This window comes from Hafnia sp. CBA7124 (assembly GCF_002355555.1).
Lineage (GTDB): Bacteria > Pseudomonadota > Gammaproteobacteria > Enterobacterales > Enterobacteriaceae > Hafnia > Hafnia alvei.
Genome location: NZ_AP017469.1, coordinates 2,940,358 through 2,963,285, shown reverse-complemented (window position 1 = coordinate 2,963,285; position 22,928 = coordinate 2,940,358). Strand labels below are relative to the sequence as shown.

23 protein-coding genes are annotated in these 22,928 nt (G+C 49.3%); 16 read left to right on the top strand and 7 right to left on the bottom strand.

Going from position 1 to position 22,928, the window contains the following annotated elements; all coding sequences use genetic code 11:
• Positions 1 to 205: 205 nt before the first annotated feature.
• The 4 genes from hisJ (at position 206) to hisP (ending at position 3,249) form a co-directional block, all read left to right on the top strand.
• Positions 206 to 988: a histidine ABC transporter substrate-binding protein HisJ gene (hisJ, locus tag CPY98_RS13700; protein ID WP_040046410.1), complete on the top strand. Its 783-nt coding sequence runs from the start codon at positions 206 to 208 to the stop codon at positions 986 to 988.
• A gap of 77 nt (positions 989 to 1,065) precedes the next feature.
• Positions 1,066 to 1,752 (top strand): histidine ABC transporter permease HisQ, encoded by a 687-nt coding sequence (hisQ, locus tag CPY98_RS13695; RefSeq protein ID WP_063586767.1) that lies wholly within the window; start codon positions 1,066 to 1,068, stop codon positions 1,750 to 1,752.
• Positions 1,749 to 2,465, top strand: a complete 717-nt coding sequence (locus CPY98_RS13690) for an ABC transporter permease (protein ID WP_046457592.1) — start codon at positions 1,749 to 1,751, stop codon at positions 2,463 to 2,465. Before hisQ ends, CPY98_RS13690 begins: the two co-directional genes overlap by 4 nt.
• Positions 2,466 to 2,475: 10 nt before the next feature.
• Positions 2,476 to 3,249, top strand: a complete 774-nt coding sequence (hisP, locus tag CPY98_RS13685; RefSeq protein WP_046457591.1) for a histidine ABC transporter ATP-binding protein HisP — start codon at positions 2,476 to 2,478, stop codon at positions 3,247 to 3,249.
• Positions 3,250 to 3,855: 606 nt separating this feature from the next.
• Here the strand turns inward: hisP and CPY98_RS13680 are convergent.
• The 3 genes from CPY98_RS13680 to yfcG form a co-directional block, all read right to left on the bottom strand.
• Positions 3,856 to 4,761 (bottom strand): TIGR01777 family oxidoreductase, encoded by a 906-nt coding sequence (locus tag CPY98_RS13680; RefSeq protein WP_025797840.1) that lies wholly within the window; start codon positions 4,759 to 4,761, stop codon positions 3,856 to 3,858.
• 74 nt (positions 4,762 to 4,835) lie between these two features.
• Positions 4,836 to 5,213, bottom strand: a complete 378-nt coding sequence (gene folX, locus CPY98_RS13675) for a dihydroneopterin triphosphate 2'-epimerase (RefSeq protein ID WP_040046415.1) — start codon at positions 5,211 to 5,213, stop codon at positions 4,836 to 4,838.
• 101 nt (positions 5,214 to 5,314) lie between these two features.
• Entirely contained in the window at positions 5,315 to 5,941 is a 627-nt protein-coding gene (gene yfcG, locus CPY98_RS13670; protein ID WP_025797844.1) for a GSH-dependent disulfide bond oxidoreductase, read from the bottom strand.
• Between the two features lie 211 nt (positions 5,942 to 6,152).
• Between yfcG and yfcF the strand changes: the two genes are divergently transcribed.
• The 3 genes from yfcF (at position 6,153) to yfcD (ending at position 8,252) form a co-directional block, all read left to right on the top strand.
• On the top strand, positions 6,153 to 6,803 hold the full coding sequence (gene yfcF, locus CPY98_RS13665) for a glutathione transferase (RefSeq protein WP_096388095.1): 651 nt from the start codon (positions 6,153 to 6,155) through the stop codon (positions 6,801 to 6,803).
• Between the two features lie 154 nt (positions 6,804 to 6,957).
• Positions 6,958 to 7,506: a phosphodiesterase gene (yfcE, locus tag CPY98_RS13660; protein WP_043494185.1), complete on the top strand. Its 549-nt coding sequence runs from the start codon at positions 6,958 to 6,960 to the stop codon at positions 7,504 to 7,506.
• Between the two features lie 128 nt (positions 7,507 to 7,634).
• Positions 7,635 to 8,252 carry an NUDIX hydrolase YfcD gene (yfcD, locus tag CPY98_RS13655; RefSeq protein ID WP_046360224.1) on the top strand — a complete coding sequence of 206 codons (618 nt, stop codon included), beginning with the start codon at positions 7,635 to 7,637 and terminating at the stop codon, positions 8,250 to 8,252.
• Positions 8,253 to 8,271: 19 nt separating this feature from the next.
• On the opposite strand, the gene CPY98_RS13650 is transcribed toward yfcD, so the two are convergent.
• The gene (locus CPY98_RS13650) at positions 8,272 to 9,291 is read right to left on the bottom strand and encodes a LacI family DNA-binding transcriptional regulator (RefSeq protein ID WP_043494184.1); all 1,020 of its coding nucleotides are present in this window, start codon (positions 9,289 to 9,291) and stop codon (positions 8,272 to 8,274) included.
• A 308-nt stretch (positions 9,292 to 9,599) separates the two neighbouring features.
• Between CPY98_RS13650 and CPY98_RS13645 the strand changes: the two genes are divergently transcribed.
• The 5 genes from CPY98_RS13645 (at position 9,600) to CPY98_RS13625 (ending at position 13,635) form a co-directional block, all read left to right on the top strand.
• Positions 9,600 to 10,043 carry a PTS sugar transporter subunit IIA gene (locus CPY98_RS13645; protein WP_043494182.1) on the top strand — a complete coding sequence of 148 codons (444 nt, stop codon included), beginning with the start codon at positions 9,600 to 9,602 and terminating at the stop codon, positions 10,041 to 10,043.
• 85 nt (positions 10,044 to 10,128) lie between these two features.
• Positions 10,129 to 10,398 (top strand): PTS sugar transporter subunit IIB, encoded by a 270-nt coding sequence (locus tag CPY98_RS13640; protein WP_025797857.1) that lies wholly within the window; start codon positions 10,129 to 10,131, stop codon positions 10,396 to 10,398.
• 40 nt (positions 10,399 to 10,438) lie between these two features.
• Positions 10,439 to 11,824: a PTS ascorbate transporter subunit IIC gene (locus CPY98_RS13635; RefSeq protein WP_043494179.1), complete on the top strand. Its 1,386-nt coding sequence runs from the start codon at positions 10,439 to 10,441 to the stop codon at positions 11,822 to 11,824.
• A gap of 9 nt (positions 11,825 to 11,833) precedes the next feature.
• A complete protein-coding gene (locus CPY98_RS13630) occupies positions 11,834 to 12,664 on the top strand; it encodes a transketolase (protein ID WP_096388093.1) in 831 nt (276 codons plus the stop codon).
• On the top strand, positions 12,661 to 13,635 hold the full coding sequence (locus CPY98_RS13625; RefSeq protein WP_096388091.1) for a transketolase family protein: 975 nt from the start codon (positions 12,661 to 12,663) through the stop codon (positions 13,633 to 13,635). Before CPY98_RS13630 ends, CPY98_RS13625 begins: the two co-directional genes overlap by 4 nt.
• Before the next feature lie 81 nt (positions 13,636 to 13,716).
• On the opposite strand, the gene pta is transcribed toward CPY98_RS13625, so the two are convergent.
• Both pta and ackA read right to left on the bottom strand, forming a co-directional pair.
• The gene (gene pta / locus CPY98_RS13620) at positions 13,717 to 15,867 is read right to left on the bottom strand and encodes a phosphate acetyltransferase (RefSeq protein WP_096388089.1); all 2,151 of its coding nucleotides are present in this window, start codon (positions 15,865 to 15,867) and stop codon (positions 13,717 to 13,719) included.
• A 151-nt stretch (positions 15,868 to 16,018) separates the two neighbouring features.
• Positions 16,019 to 17,218: an acetate kinase gene (gene ackA / locus CPY98_RS13615; RefSeq protein WP_025797869.1), complete on the bottom strand. Its 1,200-nt coding sequence runs from the start codon at positions 17,216 to 17,218 to the stop codon at positions 16,019 to 16,021.
• A 404-nt stretch (positions 17,219 to 17,622) separates the two neighbouring features.
• On the opposite strand from ackA, the gene yfbV reads away from it, so the two are divergent.
• The 4 genes from yfbV to CPY98_RS13595 all read left to right on the top strand — a co-directional run bounded on the left by yfbV (position 17,623) and on the right by CPY98_RS13595 (position 21,487).
• On the top strand, positions 17,623 to 18,078 hold the full coding sequence (yfbV, locus tag CPY98_RS13610; protein ID WP_025797871.1) for a terminus macrodomain insulation protein YfbV: 456 nt from the start codon (positions 17,623 to 17,625) through the stop codon (positions 18,076 to 18,078).
• A gap of 255 nt (positions 18,079 to 18,333) precedes the next feature.
• Entirely contained in the window at positions 18,334 to 18,828 is a 495-nt protein-coding gene (locus CPY98_RS13605; RefSeq protein WP_025797874.1) for a YfbU family protein, read from the top strand.
• A 15-nt stretch (positions 18,829 to 18,843) separates the two neighbouring features.
• Positions 18,844 to 19,497: a sugar phosphatase gene (locus tag CPY98_RS13600; RefSeq protein WP_040046443.1), complete on the top strand. Its 654-nt coding sequence runs from the start codon at positions 18,844 to 18,846 to the stop codon at positions 19,495 to 19,497.
• Positions 19,498 to 19,654: 157 nt separating this feature from the next.
• Positions 19,655 to 21,487 (top strand): SLC13 family permease, encoded by a 1,833-nt coding sequence (locus CPY98_RS13595; protein ID WP_025797878.1) that lies wholly within the window; start codon positions 19,655 to 19,657, stop codon positions 21,485 to 21,487.
• A 798-nt stretch (positions 21,488 to 22,285) separates the two neighbouring features.
• On the opposite strand, the gene yfbR is transcribed toward CPY98_RS13595, so the two are convergent.
• The gene (yfbR, locus tag CPY98_RS13590; protein ID WP_040046426.1) at positions 22,286 to 22,891 is read right to left on the bottom strand and encodes a 5'-deoxynucleotidase; all 606 of its coding nucleotides are present in this window, start codon (positions 22,889 to 22,891) and stop codon (positions 22,286 to 22,288) included.
• Positions 22,892 to 22,928: the final 37 nt, after the last annotated feature.

Here is a 22,928-nt window from a genome sequence, read left to right as displayed (position 1 = left end):
GCTGCGTATTCTCAGCGTCATTCGTGCTGAACGTTTCGCCGTGAAATGCGGTATGGCATGAAACCTGCTAAAGATTCCGGTGCACGCCTCGCTTGCAAGCCTATAACAATTTTAAGTCTAACCATTGAGTTCGACACGCTGCCTCACTGCGATGCAGTCAACACAAAAACATCACGACCATAAACCGTTTTCTTGAGGGTAAAGTATGAAGAAGCATGTCCTAGCGGTATCTCTGTTTTTGGCGATGGTAGGTTCTTCCAGCGTGTTTGCTGCGGTTCCCGATCATATCCGTGTGGGTACCGATCCAACCTATGCACCGTTTTCCTCTAAAAATCCGCAAGGTCAGCTCGTTGGGTTTGATATTGATTTGGCTAAAGAGCTGTGCAAACGAATCAATACTCAATGTACTTTCGTGGAGAGCGATTTTGACGCGCTGATCCCTTCACTGAAAGCCAAGAAAATTGACACCATCATTTCCTCCCTGTCGATTACCGAAAAACGCCAGAAAGAAATCGCTTTCACTGAAAAGCTCTACGCGGCAGATTCTCGCCTCGTGGCAGCAAAAGGGTCGCCGATTCAGCCTACCTTGGAATCTCTTAAAGGTAAGCATGTAGGCGTATTGCAAGGCTCAACGCAAGAAACCTATGCCAACCAGCATTGGCGTCCGCAAGGCGTTGACGTGGTGCCTTATCAAAATCAGGATTTAATCTACGCTGACTTAGCCGCGGGCCGAATTGATGCCGCATTTCAGGATGAAGTTGCTGCGAGCGAAGGCTTCTTGAAGCAGCCAGCCGGTAAGGATTATGCATTTGCGGGGCCTTCGGTAAAAGATAACGCTATTTTTGGCGTGGGTACCGGAATGGGATTACGTAAAGATGAAACTGATTTGAAAGTTGCCTTGGATAAAGCGTTCGATTCAATGCGTAAAGATGGCACTTACGATAAGTTCGCCAAAAAGTATTTTGATTTTAACGTTTACGGCGGTTAATCCGAGGTCAGGCACTCACCGTGTTGAGGCGGGTGCCTGTGAGTTAAGTGGTACGCTATGAAATGGCAGGTTGAATAATGCTACAAGGCTACTCCCAACTAATTCTTAATGGTGCCCTCGTTACGCTGGAACTGGCCGTGAGCTCGGTGCTGCTTGCCGTTGCAATCGGTTTAATTGGGGCCGCCGCTAAACTCTCTCGTTCACCCGTTCTTGCGACGATTTTTGAAGGTTATACCACGCTGATCCGCGGCGTTCCCGATCTGGTGCTAATGCTGCTGATCTTCTACGGCCTACAGATGATGTTAAATCAGCTGACCGATTTATTAGGCTGGTCGCAGTTTAATATCGATCCGTTGGTTGCCGGAGTGATCACGCTGGGGTTTATTTATGGTGCCTATTTTACCGAGACTTTTCGCGGCGCATTTATGGCGGTGCCAAAAGGTCAGATAGAGGCGGCCACCTCCCTCGGCTTTTCCAGCAGCAAGATTTTCCGGCGTATTTTGTTTCCCGCGATGATGAGATATGCCCTGCCGGGGATTGGTAATAACTGGCAGGTGATCCTCAAAGCGACGGCGTTGGTTTCATTGCTTGGCTTAGATGATTTGGTCAAGGCCACTCAGATTGCAGGCAAGGGAACTTGGCAGCCGTTTTACTTCGCTATTGTGGCTGGCGTGATCTATCTGCTATTTACCACGCTATCGAACGGCGTGCTGTTGCTGCTCGAGAAACGTTATTCAGCGGGCGTGAGAAGGGCCGAGCTATGAACGAGATTATTCATGAGTATTGGAAATCATTGCTCTGGACCGACGGTTTTCGTTTTACAGGGATAGCCATCACGCTGTGGTTGCTGATTGCCTCGGTGGTGATGGGGGGCATACTTGCCGTCTTGCTTTCCGTGGCGCGAGTCTCTCCGAATCGTTGGGTTTCAACGCCGGTTTGGTGTTTCACATGGATATTTCGCGGAACGCCGCTGTACGTTCAGCTGTTGGTATTTTATTCAGGCATGTACACGCTGGAGATTGTGAAAGGAACCGAGCTGCTGAACGCGTTTTTCCGCAGCGGGCTTAACTGTACGCTGCTGGCATTAACCTTGAATACCTGCGCCTATACCACGGAAATTTTTGCCGGAGCGATCCGTGCGGTGCCGCATGGGGAAATCGAAGCCGCTAATGCTTATGGGTTTTCGCGCTTTAAACTTTACCGCTGCATCATTTTGCCATCGGCATTACGCACGGCGTTACCGGCGTACAGCAATGAAGTCATCCTGATGCTGCATTCAACGGCGTTGGCGTTCACTGCCACGGTGCCCGATCTGCTCAAGGTCGCACGGGATATCAATTCTGCAACCTATCAGCCATTTACCGCATTCGGTATTGCCGCAGTGCTGTATCTGACCATCTCTTATGTGCTCATTCGGCTGTTTCGTAAAGCGGAAAAACGCTGGATGGCGCACGTGAATCCTTCGTTAACTCACTGAGCTGCCGTTTATGAATCCAACAAAACTTAACGTTATCGAATTGCATAAACGCTATGGCGATCATGAAGTGCTTAAAGGCGTGTCACTGACCGCTCAGGCAGGCGATGTGATTAGCATCATCGGATCTTCCGGATCGGGGAAAAGCACATTTTTGCGCTGTATTAATTTTCTGGAAAAACCGAGCGAAGGATCGATTGCTATCAACGGTACTGATATCGGCTTAGTAAGAGATACTGACGGTCAATTAAAAGTGGGTGATAAAAAGCAATTACGCTTGCTGCGTACGCGTTTGACGATGGTATTCCAGCATTTCAATTTGTGGAGTCACATGACGGTGTTGGAAAACGTGATGGAAGCACCGATCCAAGTGCTTGGGTTGAGTAAATCAGAAGCACGCGAGCGGGCTATTCGCTATCTGGAAAAAGTGGGGATTGATGAAAGGGCGCGAGGTAAATACCCGATTAATCTTTCTGGCGGTCAGCAACAGCGAGTGTCCATCGCTCGTGCATTAGCGATGGAGCCTGAGGTGCTTTTGTTCGATGAGCCAACGTCTGCGCTCGATCCTGAATTGGTTGGTGAGGTGTTGCGTATTATGCAAAAACTGGCCGAGGAAGGAAAAACGATGGTGGTTGTGACGCATGAAATGGGTTTTGCCCGTAATGTCTCTAGCCACGTCATCTTTTTGCATCAGGGCGTGATTGAAGAACAGGGGCCACCGGAGTTGGTATTTGGCAGCCCGAAGAGTACGCGGTTGCAGCAGTTTTTGTCGGGGGCAATGAAGTAGGGGGCAATGATTGTTTATATGGCTAAGGTGAAAGGTTTCGTATGCTGATGACATCCAGACCCTTTAATGTAATCGCTGTGAAGGGTTTCGTACGCCTCTTAACATTTGCATTTTTATGAAGCTGTTGGTGTAGGCGTCCGACGAAAGGTTGCTGGCGCGCAACCTCTCGACTCTCGCGCTTTTCACCGAGTTGTTTGGCCGACCGGTTTCGGAGCGTACATCCTGTACGCCCTCAACCTGCCACCAGCGTCCCTGCTGGCGGCTCTAAAATGCATTCTTTAAACATAAAAAAGGGAAAAGACAAAAGACATTTTTTGCCTTCTCATCTTTTAATGGTTTAAGTCTTGGTAGATAGAGCAGTAGAAACAGGATGTTTCTACTAGGGGAGGAGGCGCCAAGGATGGCGCATGCCGACCCGGCGCGGAGATAGCATCTCGGATAAAAGCGCGAGGATTGAAGGGGCGCGCGCTGGCGCCCCTCATCGGTCGCCTACAACTCAGTTTATATGTGAATGCCGTTATGAAAAGGCGAACGAAACCTTACACAATAGCAGCATACACACTTGGCAGATGAAACCATTCAGAGTTCTAGAAAGTATTTTTACGCCTAAAACTCCTTCCCCAACACATTCCTTAACGCATCTTCCAACTCGAAATACCTGAACCCAAATCCAGCTTCTTCCAGCCGTTTGGGAATAGCTCGCTGTCCGCTGAGGACTAGCACGCTGGCTTCACCCATGAGGGTTTTTATCGCAAATGCAGGGGTACGGACCACCGTAGGGCGACCCAAAATCTCGCCTAATGTGGCGATAAATTGTTCATTGTGAACGGGATAGGGCGAAGTCATGTTGAACGGGCCGTTGAGCGTTGGGCACTCCAACAAATAGAGAATGGCGTTGACCATGTCATCAATGTGGATCCACGGCATATACTGCCGGCCATTGCCCATTTCACCGCCTAAACCGAGGCGGAAAAGAGGAAGCATTTTACTTAATGCGCCGCCGTCGGGCGCAAGAACGATGCCCGTACGCATTAGACAGACGCGTGTTTTGTCGCTGGAAGCTTGTAACGCAATGCCTTCCCAGCGTGCGCAGAGATCGTGGGTAAACTCATGATGCGGGGTATCGTCTTCGGTGACCAGCGCTTCACCTTGGTTGCCATAATATCCCACGGCCGAACCTGATAGCAGCGCAGAAGGTGGCGTAGCGCTGTTATGAATCAGTTCAACAAGACGCTCGGTAATATCCCAACGGCTATGACAAAGACGCTGCTTTTGCTCTTCCGTCCAGCGTTTATCTGCGATAGGCTCACCGGCCAGATTAATCACGGCGTCGTAGCCGTCCAGCGTTGAAAGCGCTTCCAAAGACGTTACGTAGTGAACGTTATCGCCGAGCTTTTCCCTCGCTTTCTGCGGATCGCGGGTTAAAACCGTGAGCTCGTGGTGCAGCGTCAACAGACGTTGGCAAAGAGGTTTGCCGATAAGCCCCGTTCCGCCAGTGATAAAAATACGCATAAGCCTTCTCCAAGATCAGGGATATGTCTATCCTTCACCCTTGATATAACACGAGTTATTTAGGGTATATGTCGCTATTCACTCGCTTTACGGTAGCGCATGGTCATCGAGACGGAATCTGCATAGCGCAGGGCGTAAAGCTTATCGACCTCTACTTCAGCATAGGTGACCCAGTGGTGTTCACAAGCGATGTTGAGGACATCCTGAGTTAATTTTTCCAGCAGTGCGAAACGATTATCCTCAACGTGGGCAATGATGCGTTTCGTGATCGTACGATAGTTAAGCGCGTCGGCAATATTCTCGCTTTTCCGCGCCTGTTCTGCTGGGTAATGGATCACAACGTTGATAACAACGTCTTGTTTATTCTTGATTTCTTCTTCTTTTATCCCAATGAAAGTGCGCAGCCGCAGGTTTTTAATACGAATAATGGCATCAGGCTGTAAAAAGCTCATAGGGTGTCCTTATCAAATGCGATGTCGCATTCAGCATACAGGGAAAGCATAACGATGATAATAGAGAAGAAGCGGCCAGCATGAGCGCTGGCCTCTGTCGATTAGTCTTGCGACAAACTGTAAGCTTTCTTCGTTGCAGGACGGGCGGAGATGCGTTCAAACCAGTTACGTACGGCAGGAAAATCTTCTAAGTCAATGCGTTGACGGGCGTGTGGTACCACCCACGGATAAATCGCCATGTCTGCGATGCTGTATTCATCGCCCGATACATAGGCATGCTTTTTCAACTGTTTGTCGAGAACGGTATAGAGGCGTTTAGTTTCAACCTGGTATCGTTCAATAGCATAGGGAACGGGCTGAGGCGCGTAGTGATTGAAGTGATGATTTTGCCCAAGCATTGGTCCAAAACCGCCGACTTGCCAGAACAACCACTGTAGCGTGGCGGCACGTGAGCGTAATTCTTGGCTCATGAATCTGCCGGTTTTTTCTGCGAGATAAAGCAGTATTTCACCTGATTCAAACAGGCTCAGGGGGGCGCCACCATCTACGGGTTGTCGGTCTACGATGGCCGGAATTTTGTTGTTAGGAGAAATGGCCAAAAACTCAGGTTTAAACTGATCGCCAGCGCCAATATCGACGCGATGAATTTGATAGGCAAGGCCAGATTCTTCGAGGAAAAGAGTAATTTTATGGCCGTTTGGGGTTGGTGCGTAATACAGGTCGATCATGATGTCTCCCAGAAAAATCAAGCGGTAAGAGGAAGCTTATCTCTCTGACTATAGTCCAAAAGGCTCGGTGGCGAAAGCGGTGATGTTGCAAAAATGTATAATTCAGACAGTGTGAAATATCACCTAAACCGGGATAACTTCAGCGCTGCAAAAATACACAAACGTGTAATACTGAGATCCCAATGATTGCCAAGTGCCGACAGGAGAGAAGATGAGCCAGCCGAAAATTACGCTGTATTCTGATAGTCACTTTTTCAGCCCGTATGTGATGTCTGTTTATGTCGCTTTAAAAGAAAAGGGCGTTAGGTTTGAGCTGGAGCCGGTTGACTTAGCTGAGAGCGAGAACCAGAACCAGCAGGAGGCATATGCCGAGCTCTCACTAACGCGCAGAGTGCCGACGCTATTACATGAAAACTTCTCTCTTTCTGAGTCTTCAGCTATCACTGAATATCTTGATGAGGTTTTTGCTGCGCCTGACTTTGCTTCTCTTTATCCAAGAGATAAGCAAAAAAGAGCTAAGGCGCGTGAAATCCAAGCGTGGCTGCGCAGCGATCTGATGCCAATTCGGCAAGAGCGTTCCACTGAAGTTATTTTTGCTGGGCTCAAGCCGCCCGCGTTGAGCCTAGAAGGCGAATATGCGGCAGCCAAGCTAATTGCAGGCGTTGAACGGTTGTTGATTGATGGGCATCAGAACTTATTCGGAGAGTGGTGCATTGCGGATACAGACTTAGCTTTAATGCTAAATCGTTTAGTGATGGCAGGAGATCCAGTACCAGAACGTATTGCGGATTATGCGCATTTCCAATGGCAGCGCGCTTCAGTGTGCCAATGGCTGGCGTTATCGGCGGCCAAGCGACGTTAAAAGCAGCAACCGATGGACCAATCAGGTTAAAAGTAGGCAAACAGTGCGTTGTATGCTGGCGGGCGACGATAGCCATCGTTACACTATGGCCATTCGCTACACTATGGGCATTTGTTACGCCATAGGGATTATTCTTATTTAACGAGAACCGTATATGAAGCTGATGTTTGCCTCTGATATCCATGGATCTCTCACCGCGACCCAGCGCGTGCTTGAGTTGTTTGAACAAAGCGAAAGCCAATGGCTGATTATTCTGGGGGATGTGCTCAATCACGGCCCACGAAATCCGCTACCGGAAGGCTATAATCCGCCGCAGGTCGCAGAGCAGCTAAATAAGTTTGCTGACAAGATCATCGCTGTTCGCGGCAATTGCGATAGTGAAGTCGATCAGATGCTGCTGAAATTCCCGATGATGGCGCCTTGGCAGCAAATTTTGCTCGATAATCAAAGATTGTTTTTAACCCATGGTCACCTTTATCATCCTGCTGAGTTACCGCCATTAAGTCCAAAAGATGTGCTGGTCTACGGACATACACACCTGCCGGTGGCAGAACAACGTGGTGATATCTACTGTTTCAATCCTGGCTCAGTTAGCTTACCCAAAGGCGGAAATGTGCCGAGTTTTGGGTTATTTGACAACGGGGTCCTAAAAGTCTGCGCCCTGTACGGTACAGAGATACTGGCAGAAGTCGCAATCGACTGATTGTTTTATTTTATGGCATTTTCGGTAGGATCTGCTTTCACCGCTGTCGCGTGTACAGATGTGAAACATAAAGCAGGTGCGATGAACAAACCGCGTACAGCAGTACGCTAAGAAAAAGGTTTCAGAGGATGGTGGAACAAACGCTCAACACCGGGTTGGAGTGGGTTGATATTGTTGATGAAAACAATGATGTCATCGCGCAATCAACTCGCGCGCAGATGCGCGCGCAATGTCTGCGTCACCGTGCAACCTATATCGTGGTTCACAATGGAATGGGGCAGATCCTAGTTCAGAAACGTACTGAAAACAAAGATTTTTACCCAGGATGGCTCGATGCTACCGCCGGTGGTGTGGTGCAAAGTGGTGAAAATATGTTGGAGTCAGCGCGCCGAGAAGCAGAAGAAGAGCTCGGTATTGCTGGCGTTCCCTTTGCCGATCACGGCATGTTCTATTTTGAACAAGACAATTGCCGCGTGTGGGGAGGGTTGTTTAGCTGTGTCTCTCACGGCCCGTTTGCGCTACAGGAAGAAGAAGTTGAGTCGGTTCGCTGGATGACCCCTGAGGAAATCACGGCGGAGTGCGACAGCTTCACTCCTGATTCACTGAAAGCGCTCTCTCTGTGGATGACGCGTAACAGCGATAAACACTATCAGCCGATGTGTATCCAAAAGACCACACCATCGGCGAAAGCACCTAGCGAAGCTGAAGCGGAAAGCGATGCGCCGCAGAACGAAAGCGAAGAGTAGCGATCTGTAGACTGTCAGCTTAGCAACTGTTCCGTTTGCATAGCACTGAGCTGACAGGGATCGTCGCTTTGGTTGTCTGTTGATTCAGGCGGGCCAACAGAGCGTTGGCAGCCTGAATGCCAATCTCTTTAAAAGGTACGGCTGTGGTGGTTAACGGCGGCTGACATACCTGACTGACATCTCGATTGCCGAAACCCACCACGGCTAGCTGACTTGGCACGCGAATATGCCTTCTCTGGCATTCATACAACACTCCGCAGGCTAATTCGTCAGACGCGCAAATCAGCGCATCAATTTCCGGCCAAGCCAGAATAAATTCAGGTAATACGTTTGCGCCGGTGGAAAAATTGGCGGGTTCAGCGGCGTTAATGACCCGATGTGGTGAGAAATGGCTGCGTAGCAGCGCCTGATGCCAACCATGAAGGTGCTGCTGAAATATCCACGGCTCTTGATTCGCACACAGCAAACCAATGTTTTCATATCCTCGATCGATGACATAGCGCGTCAGATTAAACATCGCATCGGCATAATCTATCCCGATATTGATATCGATAGGGTCTTCGCGCATGGCACCGATTTCCACCACCGGAATTTCTGCATTTTTCAGCCACTGACGGGTGTTATCGCTTTGCTCGGTGCTGAGTAAAACCACCGCGGCCAGACTGGCTGAGAGCAGGTTTTCTAGCATGCTAGCTTCGCGTTCTTCATCACGTTGGGATTCGGAGAGCGTCAGCTGGAATCCTGCCGGTTGTAGTACGCTTTGCAGCCCTGCCAGCATCTGGGCGCAGCCTGCCTCGGTAAACGAGGGAACCACCACCGAAATCGTGCGTCCAGCCCCAGATGCTAAAGCGCTGGCGGCAAGATTTGGCACGTAGCCCAGTTCGCTAACGGCAGACTCAATTTTTTCTCTTAGCTTGTCCGAAACCTGATCGGGCGTACGTAGAGCACGCGATACGGTCATTGAACCAACACCGGCATGGCGGGCTACATCGGCCAGCGTGACTCTGCCGGTACTACGTCGTTTTTTAATGATGGGCATGCTTGTTCCTAACGGAGCCTAGGCTGCAATGGCGCTATTTTAGCTAAAAAAAGCGATTAATCATAAAACTACTACGGGCTTTGTTAGCGATATTGCCACGCTATGGGCGTTATGAGATGTACGTCATCTCTGGTCATAGAATAAACATCTATTTTTGATAGCGCTATCACAAATCCAACAGATAGCGTTTTTGGTAGCGCTATCTTTAAAGGTAATGTCTCTTTACACCACCCCATTTGCTGATAATCGACGGTCAAACAGACTGGCAGCTATGGTTATCGACAGAGGTCATCCGCTTAGGAGAGACAATGCTGAATACTTGGTTAACTGATGACACCATACAAATTCGCGACAGTGTGGATACGTGGCAAGAGGCTGTGAGGCTCAGTGCGCAGCCGTTATTACAGAAGGGTATTATTACTCCTGATTATCTTGCCGCTATTTATCAGCAACATGAAAAGCTGGGCCCCTATTATGTCTTGGCTCCGGGTATTGCGATGCCACACGCAAGGCCAGAAGAAGGTGCTAAGTCTTTAGGACTTTCATTGCTGAGCGTGAAACAAGACGTTTTATTTCATTCTGCTGACAACGATCCGGTTAATTTAGTCGTGATGCTCTCAGCGCCTGACAGCCATAGCCATATTGAATTAATCTCTCATCTGGCAGAATTTTTCTCAGATGATGATGCGGTAAAAAAAATTCATAGTGCCGCTACCCTAGAGGAGATTAAATCCATCATCGAGAAATTTTAATACTTATTTAAATCAATCACTCTATAAAAATAACAGGACTCCCTGTGGGATCTCTGTTTTTAAAAAACTCACCGAGGATTAAATAATGAAAATTATGGCGATATGTGGTTCAGGTTTAGGCAGCAGTTTTATGGTGGAAATGAATATCAAAAAAGTGCTCAAGAAGATGGGTGTTGAGGCAGACGTTGAGCACTCTGACCTCTCATCGGCGATCCCTAGCGAAGCCGATCTGTTTGTGATGGCGAAAGATATTGCTGCCAGTGCTAGCATTCCAGATAACCAGCTAATCGTTATTACCAATATTATTGATATTAATGAACTTGAAACAAAGCTACGGGCTTATTTCAATAAATAAAATAATCGACAACTTATCTTAGATAATTAGCGAGGCGGATATGTTTATCCAAGAAACGCTGAAGTTCATCGTTGATATATTGAAAGTTCCTGCGGTTCTCGTCGGGATTATTGCTTTGGTCGGTTTATTGGCTCAGAAAAAATCTTTCAGCGATGTCGTGAAAGGAACCGTAAAAACAATTCTTGGCTTCATTGTTTTAGGCGGTGGGGCAGGGGTTCTTGTCAGCTCACTTAATCCGTTGGGAGGTATGTTTGAACATGCCTTTAATATACAGGGCATCATTCCTAACAATGAGGCAATTGTTTCTATTGCATTAGAAAAATATGGCGCTGCGACTGCGCTAATTATGGCATTCGGCATGGTTGCCAATATTGTGGTGGCACGTTTTACCAAGCTTAAATACATATTCTTAACGGGGCACCACACGTTTTATATGGCGTGTATGATCGGCATTATATTGACCGTTGCCGGATTTGAAGGTGTGCAATTAGTCTTTACGGGAGCATTGACGCTCGGTTTAGTCATGGCCTTTTTTCCTGCCTTGGCGCAGCGTTATATGCGGAAAATTACCGGCAATGACGATATCGCGTTTGGTCATTTTGGTACATTAGGCTATATCCTTTCCGGTTGGATTGGCGGGCGAGTAGGTAAAGGATCGCGCTCAACCGAAGAGATGAACCTGCCTAAAAACCTCAGCTTCTTGCGCGACAGTTCCATTTCCATCTCTCTGACCATGATGGTGATTTACCTGATTATGGCGGTGAGCGCAGGTTCCGATTTTGTCGAAGCCACCTATAGCGCCGGCCAGAACTATTTGGTTTATTCCATCATTATGGCAATCACCTTTGCGGCTGGCGTGTTCATTATTCTGCAAGGCGTGCGCTTGATTTTGGCTGAAATCGTTCCTGCATTTACGGGGTTTTCTGAGCGTTTGGTCCCTAATGCACGTCCCGCGCTTGATTGCCCCGTGGTTTACCCTTATGCCCCTAATGCGGTGTTGATCGGCTTCCTATTCAGCTTCCTCGGTGGGCTGGTCGGGTTGTTCCTCTTAGGCCAATTTAATCTGGTGCTGATTTTACCTGGCGTTGTTCCCCACTTCTTTACGGGTGCAACGGCTGGGGTCTTCGGCAATGCGACCGGTGGCCGTCGTGGTGCGATGATTGGCGCATTTGCTAATGGCCTGCTGATTACCTTCCTGCCGGTTCTCTTGTTGCCGGTATTAGGCGCGCTCGGCTTTGCCAATACCACCTTCTCAGACGCCGATTTTGGCGGCATCGGTATTGTGCTAGGCAACATGGCGCGCTTTATGAATAAAGACATGATTATGGCCGTCATTATCGCCATCTTCGTGGCGCTTGTAGCACATAACTACTTCTTCTCTCGCAAGATTTCTCCATCCACCTCCGCTGATAGCGCCAACAAATAAGGGGTAACTATGCTTAACCTGAAAGAGGTTCAACGTTACGCGACAGAAATTCGCGTAGAAACCTTAAAAGCGTTAACGAATCTGGGTTTTGGTCACTACGGTGGCTCAATGTCGGTGGTTGAAACGCTGGCGGTGCTGTATGGGGCAGTGATGAAGGTTGATCCCGTCCAGCCACAATGGCCGGGGCGCGATAATTTTGTGTTGTCTAAAGGTCATGCCGGGCCTGCGTTATATAGCGCTTTGGCGCTAAAAGGCTATTTTCCTCGCGAAGCGTTAGCCACGCTAAACGAAAATGGAACCCATTTCCCCAGCCATCCTGACCGTTTGCTCACTCGTGGCGTCGATGCGACAACGGGCTCGTTAGGGCAGGGAGTTTCAATTGCGACAGGGATGGCGCTGGCACATCATCTGGCAGGGCGTAAAAACCGCGTATTCTGCATTTTGGGTGATGGTGAACTGAATGAAGGTCAGTGCTGGGAAGCCTTCCAGTTCATCGCTCACCATAACCTGAACAATCTGACGCTGTTTATTGACTACAACAAGCAACAACTGGATGGCACCTTAGATGAGGTCATCAAACCATTCGATCTCAACGCGAAATTTAGCGCATTTGGTTTCGATGTCGTCAGCGTGAAAGGTGATGATATTACGGCTATCTACGAGGCTATTGCCCCAGTTCGAAGCGGTGAACAGCGTCCGAGAGTCGTGCTTCTCGATAGTATCAAAGGTCAGGGCGTTCCCTATATTGAGCAACTGCCCAATTCTCATCACCTGCGCTTAACTGACGATATAAAAGCGGAAATGCAGAAAGCGATCGCAATACTGGAGGCAACGCTATGAGCCATGAATTCCTGCCGTTACAGAAAGACAAAATGGAAATGCGCAAGGTCTATGCCCAAGCGATGCGCGATCAGTTTATCGCTAATACGCCGGTGATAGCCTTAGAGGCCGATTTGATGAGCTCTATGGCCATGGACAGCGTTCACCGTGATTTCCCCCAACAGGTTATCAACTGCGGAATTATGGAGGCTAACGTTATCGGTACTGCGGCAGGGCTCTCTTTAGCCGGACGTATTCCGTTTGTGCATACCTTTACCGCTTTCGCGAGTCGCCGCTGTTTTGATCAGCTGTTTATGTCGGTTGATTATCAAAAGAACAATGTGAAGGTGATTGCATCAGATGCTGGCGTTAGCGCTTGTCATAACGGTGGAACCCACATGTCGTTTGAAGATATGGGGATCGTGCGCGGTCTTGCTCACTCCGTGGTGATGGAAATGACGGATGCCACGATGTTCCAAAATATTCTACACCAGCTGGTGAATTTAAAAGGTTTCCACTGGGTGAGAACCATCCGTAAGCAGGCATACACGATTTATCCTAGCGGTACAGAATTTACCATTGGTAAAGGCAAGGTTTTACAAGATGGCAAAGACATCACGCTGATCGCCAATGGGATTATGGTAGCTGAGGCTCTGCAAGCTGCACAAATGCTTACTGAGCAAGGTTACAGCGCTGCGGTAATCGACATGTTTACGCTTAAGCCTATCGATAAAGATTTGATTATTGAATACGCGGCGAAAACAGGGCGAATCGTTACCTGCGAAAACCATAGCATTCATAACGGGCTTGGTTCAGCCGTGGCAGAAGTGCTGGTGGAAAACCATCCGGTGCCGATGCGGCGCGTAGGAGTTAAAGAACGTTATGGGCAGGTGGGGACACAGGATTTTCTGATGCAGGAATATGAACTGACGGCAGAGGATATTGTGAAACAGGCGATGGGATTGCTGGAAGATAATCCTATCAAACGCTGATTCGCTTGCTACCAGAATAGCGGACTGTTCCAACAATAAAAAAGGCTCCCAAGTGGGAGCCTTTTAACGTGTAATCCGAGATTACTTAGCAGCGGCAGCTTGCGCAGCCTGAATCGCAGTCAGAGCAACGGTGTAGACGATATCGTCAACCAATGCGCCACGAGACAGGTCGTTAACCGGCTTACGCATGCCTTGCAGCATTGGTCCGATAGAGACCAGGTCAGCAGAACGCTGTACCGCTTTGTAAGTGGTGTTACCGGTGTTCAAGTCTGGGAAGATGAACACGGTCGCTTTACCCGCAACTGGAGAGTTAGGCGCTTTAGACTTAGCTACGTCAGCCATGATAGCCGCATCATACTGCAGCGGACCATCGATGATCAGGTCAGGACGTTTTTCCTGAGCCAGACGGGTTGCTTCGCGAACTTTCTCAACATCGCTACCCGCACCAGAGTTACCGGTTGAGTAGGAGATCATGGCTACGCGAGGTTCGATACCGAATGCAGCCGCAGAGTCTGCAGACTGGATAGCGATTTCAGACAGCTGTTCTGCGGTTGGATCTGGGTTGATCGCGCAGTCGCCGTAAACCAGAACCTGGTCAGGCAGTAGCATGAAGAACACAGAAGAGACCAAAGAGCTGCCCGGTGCAGTTTTGATCAGCTGCAACGGTGGGCGAATGGTGTTAGCCGTGGTGTGAACCGCACCAGAAACCAAACCGTCAACCTGGTTTTGTTCCAGCATCAGCGTACCCAGAACAACGTTGTCTTCCAACTGTTCGCGAGCAACAACTTCGGTCATGCCTTTGCTCTTACGCAGTTCAACCAGACGTGGAACGTATTGTTCACGTACTACGTTTGGATCAACGATTTCGATGCCTTTACCCAGAACAACGCCCTGAGCTGCTGCAACGCGCTGGATTTCTTCTGGGTTACCCAGCAGAACACATTCAGCGATGCCGCGTTCAGCACAGATAGCTGCTGCTTTAACGGTACGTGGCTCATCACCTTCTGGCAGAACAACGCGTTTGCATGCTTTACGCGCCAGTTCGGTCAGTTCGTAACGGAACGCTGGAGGAGACAGGCGACGTGAACGCTCAGAAGCCGCAGACAGGGAATCAATCCACTTGCTGTCGATGTGGCTTGCGACGTAGTTTTGCAGTTTCTCAACGCGCTGATGGTCGTCAGCAGGAACTTCCAGATTGAAGCTCTGCAGGCTCAGCGAGGTCTGCCACGTGTTGGTATCAACCATGAAGACTGGCAGACCGGTCTGGAATGCACGTTCGCACAGCTTAGCAATGCGTTCGTCCATATCGTAGCCGCCGGTCAACAGGATTGCGCCGATTTCCACGCCGTTCATTGCTGCCAGACAAGCGGCAACCAGAACGTCAGGACGGTCAGCGGAAGTCACCAGCAGTGAACCCGGGCGGAAATGTTCCAGCATGTGAGGAATGCTGCGCGCGCAGAAAGTCACAGACTTAATACGACGGGTTTTGATATCACCTTCATTCACGACGCGTGCTTTCAGGTGATTTGCCATATCGATGGCACGTGTTGCAATCAGCTCGAAGCTCCAAGGCACACAGCCCAGAACTGGCAGCGGGCTATTTTCGATCAGCTGTGCAGTATCCAGATTAGCAATGCTGGCTTTGTTGGAATCATCGAAGATTTCAGACAGGTCTGGGCGAGTACGGCCCTGATCGTCAACCGGTGCATTCAGCTTGTTGATGATAACGCCGGTGATGTTTTTGTTTTTGCTGCCACCGAAGCTAGAACGAGCCAGTTCGATACGCTCTTTAACCTGAGAAGCGGAGTCGTTGCCCAGCGCCATAACGAAGACGATTTCAGCGTTCAGGGTTTTGGCAATTTCGTAGTTCAACGCGTTAGCAAACTGGTGTTTGCGGGTTGGAACCAGACCTTCAACCAGAACAACTTCTGCGTCTTTGGTATTTTCGTGGTAACGAGCAACGATTTCTTCCATCAACACGTCTTGCTGGTTAGAGCTCAGCAGCGTTTCAACGTAAGACATGCGCAGCGGTTCAGCGGCAGGAATAGAAGAGTTAGCGCGGATAATGGTGGTGGTCTGGTCTAAAGAATCGCCGCCGGTGCGTGGCTGTGCGATAGGTTTGAAGACGCTCAGACGAACACCTTTTTGCTCCATAGAGCGAATGACACCCAAGCTAACGCTGGTCAGGCCAACGCTGGTGCTGGTGGGGATCAGCATAATTGTACGTGACACGATAAAACCTCTTTACGGTTGTTCAACTGGCTGAACAATGGGTGATACAGCGCGGTGAACTTGGTCGGATAGGTTAGAATTTCTACGCTTGATTTAAACTTTGGAGCTTAAATAACACCGCCAGCCTTGGCTGACGGTGTTGAGATGCGTCTTATGCAGTCAGACGAGAGGCGTCTTGTGCAATAACCAACTCTTCGTTGGTTGGGATAACTACGGCCAGACGGCTGCCATCTTTAGTGATGGTGCCAGATTTGCCGAAGCGTGCAGCCAGGTTGCGTTCGTGATCGATTTCGAAGCCCAGCAGACCCAGTTTATCCAGAGTCAGTTCACGTACCATTGCCGCGTTTTCACCGATGCCGCCGGTAAATACGACTGCGTCCAGACGACCATCCATCAGCGCAGTGTAAGCACCGATGTATTTAGCCAGACGGTGGCAGAATACGTCCATTGCGCGCTTAGCGTCAGCTTTGGTTTCGTAGTTATCTTCAACATAACGGCAGTCGCTGGTGACTTCGGTCAGACCCAACAGGCCAGATTCTTTGGTCAGCAGTTTGTTGATTTGCTCAACGCTCATACCCAAAGAGTCATGCAGGTGGAAGATGATAGCTGGGTCGATATCGCCAGAGCGAGTACCCATTACCAGACCTTCCAGCGGAGTCAGACCCATAGAGGTATCAACACATTTACCGTTACGAACTGCAGTCACAGAACCACCGTTGCCCAGATGGCAGGTGATCACGTTCAGCTCTTCAACGGGCTTGTTCAGCATTTTCGCCGCTTCTTGGCTAACGAAGAAGTGGCTGGTGCCGTGTGCGCCATAGCGACGTACACCGTGGTCTTTGTACAGGCTGTACGGCAGGGCGTACAGGTAAGACTCTTCCGGCATAGTGGTATGGAAAGCAGTATCAAATACCGCAACGTTTTTGTCTTTCAGGTTAGGGAAAGATTTGAATGCTTCAGCGATACCGATCAGGTGAGCAGGGTTGTGCAGAGGCGCAAACGGGATTGCATCTTTAATACCTTGCAGTACTTCATCAGTAATCAGTGCTGATTCAGTGAATTTCTCGCCGCCGTGCACGATACGGTGACCGATAGCGGTCAGAGATGCAGACAGTTCTGGCTTCTGTGCCAGAATAGTATTAACGATGAAGTTCAGGGCTTCGCTATGAGCTGCACCAGCGCCTAAGGCTTCTTCGTGCTTAGCGCCGTCCATTTTCCATTTAATACGGGCTTCAGGCAGGCTGAAACATTCAGCTAAACCAGACAGGTGTTCTTCACCGTTGGCTGCGTTGATGATAGCGAATTTCAGTGATGAACTGCCGCAGTTAAGAACCAGTACCAGCTTCGACATGGAAGTACCTACTTGTTATGCGTGGTTAGAAATTGAGTCAATCAGACATTAAGCGTAGCGTAATATGTCGTCGACATTTATGATTAACATCATGCGTAGTGCTAATTCGTCATGATGAAGAACATCGCATCAAAAAACCGCGGTGCTCGAAAAAGCATTGCGTTGCCGGCAAGGTTTTCGCCAGACGCTGTCAGATTGTACAGGGTCTTAATGCTGAAAACTTAGCTTTAAGAAGCAGTCGTTAATGAAACACTTTATTAACGTTGTTTTTGCTTCTACAGGCCTCAAGGCCGCGCTAGGATACCGATTGCGGATGCCAAAAACAAAATAAATTTAAGACCGCTAAGTATACGTTGTGATTTTACACTGTTTTTTGATTTTTTATAAATGAAGTTGAGGTTCCTATGACATCTAAGCCAACCGGCCACGTAGGGTGGTTCCAGATTTTTCAACGCGGCCAGACATATATGAAGACGTGGCCGAGTGATAAGCGCTTGGCACCGATGTTTCCTGAAAATCGTATTGCGAAGGTGACGCGATTTGCCGTGCGCTTCATGCCGCCGATCGCCATTTTCACGTTAACGTGGCAGATTGCTCTGGGTGGCCAACTGGGCCCTGCGATTGCCACCGCGCTGTTTGCCTGTAGTTTGCCGATGCAAGGGCTTTGGTGGTTAGGTAAACGTTCTGTGACGCCGCTGCCGCCAACCTTATTGCAATGGTTTCATGAAATTCGCGCTAAGCTGGTGGAAGCCGGAAAAGCGCAGGCGCCGGTAGAAGGGACACCAACCTATCAGTCACTGGCCGATGTTTTGCAGCGCGCATTTAAGCAGCTGGATAAAACTTTCCTGGATGATATTTGAACAATAAGAAGTGTGTTTTTTGCGCGCCAGAGTTATCGATTTGTAGCTAAAACACACTTCTTTTGCTAAAAAAATACTCAGTCAGCAATTTACCGCAGTTTCTCGTTCGTGAAACCCCGTTCCAAATCAAAAAAGTGATGTTCAGCACTATTTAGAATGTCAGGCTTATGCCATGCTGCGAAACATACAGTTCACCTTTTACATGACTTGACCCCGGCCTAGGTAGACCTTCGCCGCTCGATGAGGATATCAAAGATGGAAATGACTAACGCGCAACGCCTGATTCTTTCTAACCAATACAAGATGATGACCATGATGGATCCGGATAACGCCGAGCGTTATCGTCGTTTGCAAACCATCATCGAACGCGGTTTTGGCCTACAAATGCGCGAACTCGATCGTGATTTTGGCGAGCTGAGCGAAGATACCTGCCGCACGATTATCAATATTATGGAAATGCACCATGCACTACAGGTGTCTTTCAATAATTTAAAAGAAAAACAAGACCTTGATCCGCGTCGTCTTGAGTTCTTAGGCTTTGATGCGGCTACGGAATCACGCTATCTCAGCTATGTACGCTTTATGGTGGGTACCGAAGGGCGTTACACTCACTTTGATTCAGGTACGCACGGCTTTAATGCCCAGACTAAAATGTGGGACAAATACCAGCGTATGCTGTCAATCTGGCAATCATGCCCGCGCCAGTATCATCTGAGCGCAGTGGAAATTGCACAAATTATTAACGCGTAAAACAGAGGAATGCCTGTGAAGTGCAAAGGTTTTTTGTTTGATTTGGATGGAACACTGGTAGATTCGCTGCCGGTCGTTGAACGCTCGTGGATAAACTGGGCGAAACGTCAGGGCGTGGACCCACAAGAGGTTCTAGATTTTATCCATGGCAAACAGGCCATCACCTCGCTGCGGCATTTTATGTCTGGTGAGAGCGAAGATCGTATTCAACAAGAATATGATTGGTTGGAAGAAATTGAATCACGCGATACGGATGGCGTTACGGCGCTGCCGGGCGCGAAGGCATTGCTGGATCGTTTAGATGAGCTCAACATCCCATGGGCGATTGTGACATCGGGATCGATTCCTGTGGCCTACGCCCGCCGCGCTGCAGGCCAGTTGCCAAAGCCGGACGTGTTCATCACGGCAGAGCAGGTCGCTCGCGGCAAACCTGAACCTGATGCTTATCTGCTAGGGGCGCAAAAATTGGGTCTGGCGGTGAGTGATTGCGTGGTCGTTGAAGATGCTGCGGCAGGGATCCTTTCTGGGCTGTCAGCGGGTTGTCAGGTGATTGCGGTTAATGCACCTCAGGATGCACCCAAACTGGATTTAGTCGATCTCAACCTCACTTCGCTTACGCAAATCCGTATTGAGAAGGAAGGGGATTACGCGGTAATCCATGCGTTATAAATAGTAATCGATCGAAATATGATTAAGCCCCGTGATTACGGGGCTTTTTTTATGGCATTCTTAAGCTGTTTCTATCCCATGCCATCGGCATTGCTGTCCATCAATGCGGCCACTGGCGTACAAAGTTTACCGGAGTAAATTCACAAAGGGAGATGTCGTGAACGGCGAATTATTGTGGGTTTTGACGTTATTGCTGATTGCCATTGTTCTTTTTGCTACCAACAAGTTACGCATGGATGTCGTAGCATTGTTGATCATTATTGCCTTTGTGCTAAGCGGAACGCTTTCCCTTAGCGAGGCAACCGCCGGATTTAGCGATCCCAATGTTATTTTAATTGCTGCATTGTTCGTTATCGGTGATGGGCTTGTTCGCACCGGTGTTGCCTACCAGGTTGGCGATTGGCTGGTGAAAGTTGCGGGCGACAGCGAAGCTAAGATGCTGGTTTTACTGATGATCACCGTCGCTGCATTGGGGGCGGTAATGAGTTCTACCGGCGTGGTGGCGATATTCATTCCTGTGGTGCTCAGCGTGGCCGCGAGGATGAAAATATCACCGGCACGTTTACTGATGCCACTGAGTTTTGCTGGACTGATTAGCGGCATGATGACGCTGGTCGCAACGCCGCCAAACATGATCGTCAGCAGTGAATTAGTTCGTGAAGGATTTCACGGCTTAAGCTTCTTTAGCGTCACTCCGGTAGGGATTATCGTTTTGCTGATGGGCGTGGGTTACATGCTGGTGGCGAGAAATTGGCTGGCAAGTGGCAAGGACGATAACGATAAAGACAGCTGGAAACGCCGTACCTTCCGTGATCTTATCCGTGACTATAAACTTACAGGGCGAGCCCGCCGTTTGGCGCTGCGCAGTGGCTCACCGCTTATCGGTCATACGCTGGATGAGCTGCACTTACGTAGCCGCTATGGTGCCAACGTGGTAGGCATTGAGCGCTGGCGTAAATTTCGTCGCGTGATGGTGAGCGCCATTGGTAACACCGAGCTGAAAGACCGCGACGTATTGCTGATTGACATGTCAGATTCAGAAGTGGATTTACGCGAATTTTGCGCTGAGCAGATGCTTGAACCGATGGTGCTGCGTGGCGAGTATTTTTCTGAGCAGGCGCGTGACGTTGGCATGGCTGAAGTTACGATTGTGCCGGACTCTGATCTGATTGGAAAAACGCTGCGTGAGATGACTTTTCGTACCCGCTATGGGCTGAATGTGGTCGGTATTCGCCGCGACGGCGTGCCGATGGAAGGTAAGCTAGTGAATGAACCGCTCCAGCTCGGTGATATTCTACTGGTCATCGGTAATTGGAAGCAGATACGCCAGCTCCAGCTACAACCTCGTGATTTCATTGTGTTGCATCTTCCGGCAGAGGTGGATGATGTTGCTCCGGCGATAAGTCAGGCACCGCATGCGCTATTTTGTTTAGCGCTGATGATTGCCATGATGCTGACGGATGAAGTGCCGAACGCCATCGCTGCGCTGATTGCCTGTATGTTAATGGGCAAATTCCGCTGCATTGATATGGAAAGCGCCTATAAATCTATCCACTGGCCAAGCCTGATATTAATTGTGGGAATGCTGCCGTTTGCTTTGGCTTTACAAAAAACCGGCGGTATCACGCTGGCGGTTGATGTGCTGATGGATTTAGTCGGCGGCATGGGGCCAAGGATTGTGCTGTTAAGCCTGTTTGTGTTCTGCGCGGTGACGGGGCTATTTATTTCTAACACGGCAACCGCGGTGCTTATGGCACCAATAGCGATTGCAACGGCGCATGCGATGCACCTTTCGCCGTATCCTTTCGCCATGATCGTGGCGATATCCGCGTCGGCAGCGTTTATGACACCGGTATCCTCGCCAGTGAATACGCTGGTGATGGGGCCGGGGAATTACAGCTTTGGTGATTTCGTTAAGATCGGTGTGCCGTTCACTATCTTGGTGATGATTGCCAGCGTTATTGTGGTGCCGTGGTTGTTTCCGTTTTGATGGGGATGATATTGTTTGGTGGAGCAAGTGATCATTTAGATACGGTGCATATTACGTCCGCCTAAAACACTGAGCTCCACATTTAAACCGTGCAGGCGTCCGAGCAAGGCGGCTCAATCGCCTTTATAGCTTAAGTGTGGTGAAAGGTTACGTCCGCCTAAAACATTGAGCTCCACATTTAAACCGTGCAGGCGTCCGTGTTAGGGGGCCAATCGCCGCCCCCTAACAACCCGGCTTGGCACCCCCTTCCAGCCCGCTACGCGGGTGCCCTCATTTCATCATTCCGGTCTTAACGGAACGAACGGCAATCGCCATCCTGGCTCCTCCGTTCTTTCGCCTACATCCCTGTAGGCGAATCCTAACCTGCATGATTCACTCGGCTGTCCGGTAACGTGCCGGATAAGCTCAAACCCAAAAGACAAAAGACAAAAGACAAAAGACAAAAGACAAAAGACAAAAGACAAAAACTTTATCTGTTTTTTAGTTTAAGTATTGGTATTTAGAGCAGTGAAAACAGGATGTTTTCACGAGGGGAGGAGGCGCCAAGGATGGCGCATGCCGACCCGGTGCGGAGATGGCGTCTCGGATAAAAGCGCGAGGATTGAAGGGGCGCGCGCTGGCGCCCCTCATCGGTCGCCTACCTCGGATATTGCATGGAAACACAACTGCGAGCAGGCGAACGAAACCTTACACCGATTTAGTAAATTCTGGCGGACGAAACTTTACACCACGGCCGCATAAACACTTGGCGCTCGAAATCTTACACCAAGGCCGCATAGGCACTTGGCGAACGAAACCCTACATCACCTCATCCTGACTAATCTCATCCAGCGACAGGCTAAAACTCGGAATAAAGACTTCCATAAAGTATTCCATCTCAGGGCTTGAGCGCATATCCAATGTTTTCTCGAGGCGTGCTTTGGCCAGCTTAAATTCATTATTTCCGGCTGACAGTTCTTCCAAACATTTGAGATAGGCGCACAGCGCATCAGCCTGTTTGACGACTAACTTTTCATCTTCGGTGTAGTAGTGCTCATCCAGCAGCGGGCGGAAATCGTTTTGTAACTCTGGTGGCAGCATTTCGATCAGCTTTTGCTGCGCGACTTTCTCAATTTTTTTGTACTCGTGCGCAATTTGCGGGTTGTAGTATTTGATAGGCGTAGGCATATCGCCCGTCAGCACTTCGCTGGCGTCGTGGTACATCGCCAGTAGCGCGACGCGTTCAGGGTTCACATTGCCATTGAACTTGCGGTTTTTAATGATGGCGAGGGCATGAGCGACAAACGCGACCTGCAAACTATGTTCAGAGACGTTCTCGGTGCGAACGTTGCGCATTAGCGGCCAGCGGCTAATCAGTTTTAAACGGGACAGGTGGGCAAAAAAGTGACTTTGATTCTGGCTCATAACGCTCTCTCAATAAAACAGGTAGTGGAAAGACGAA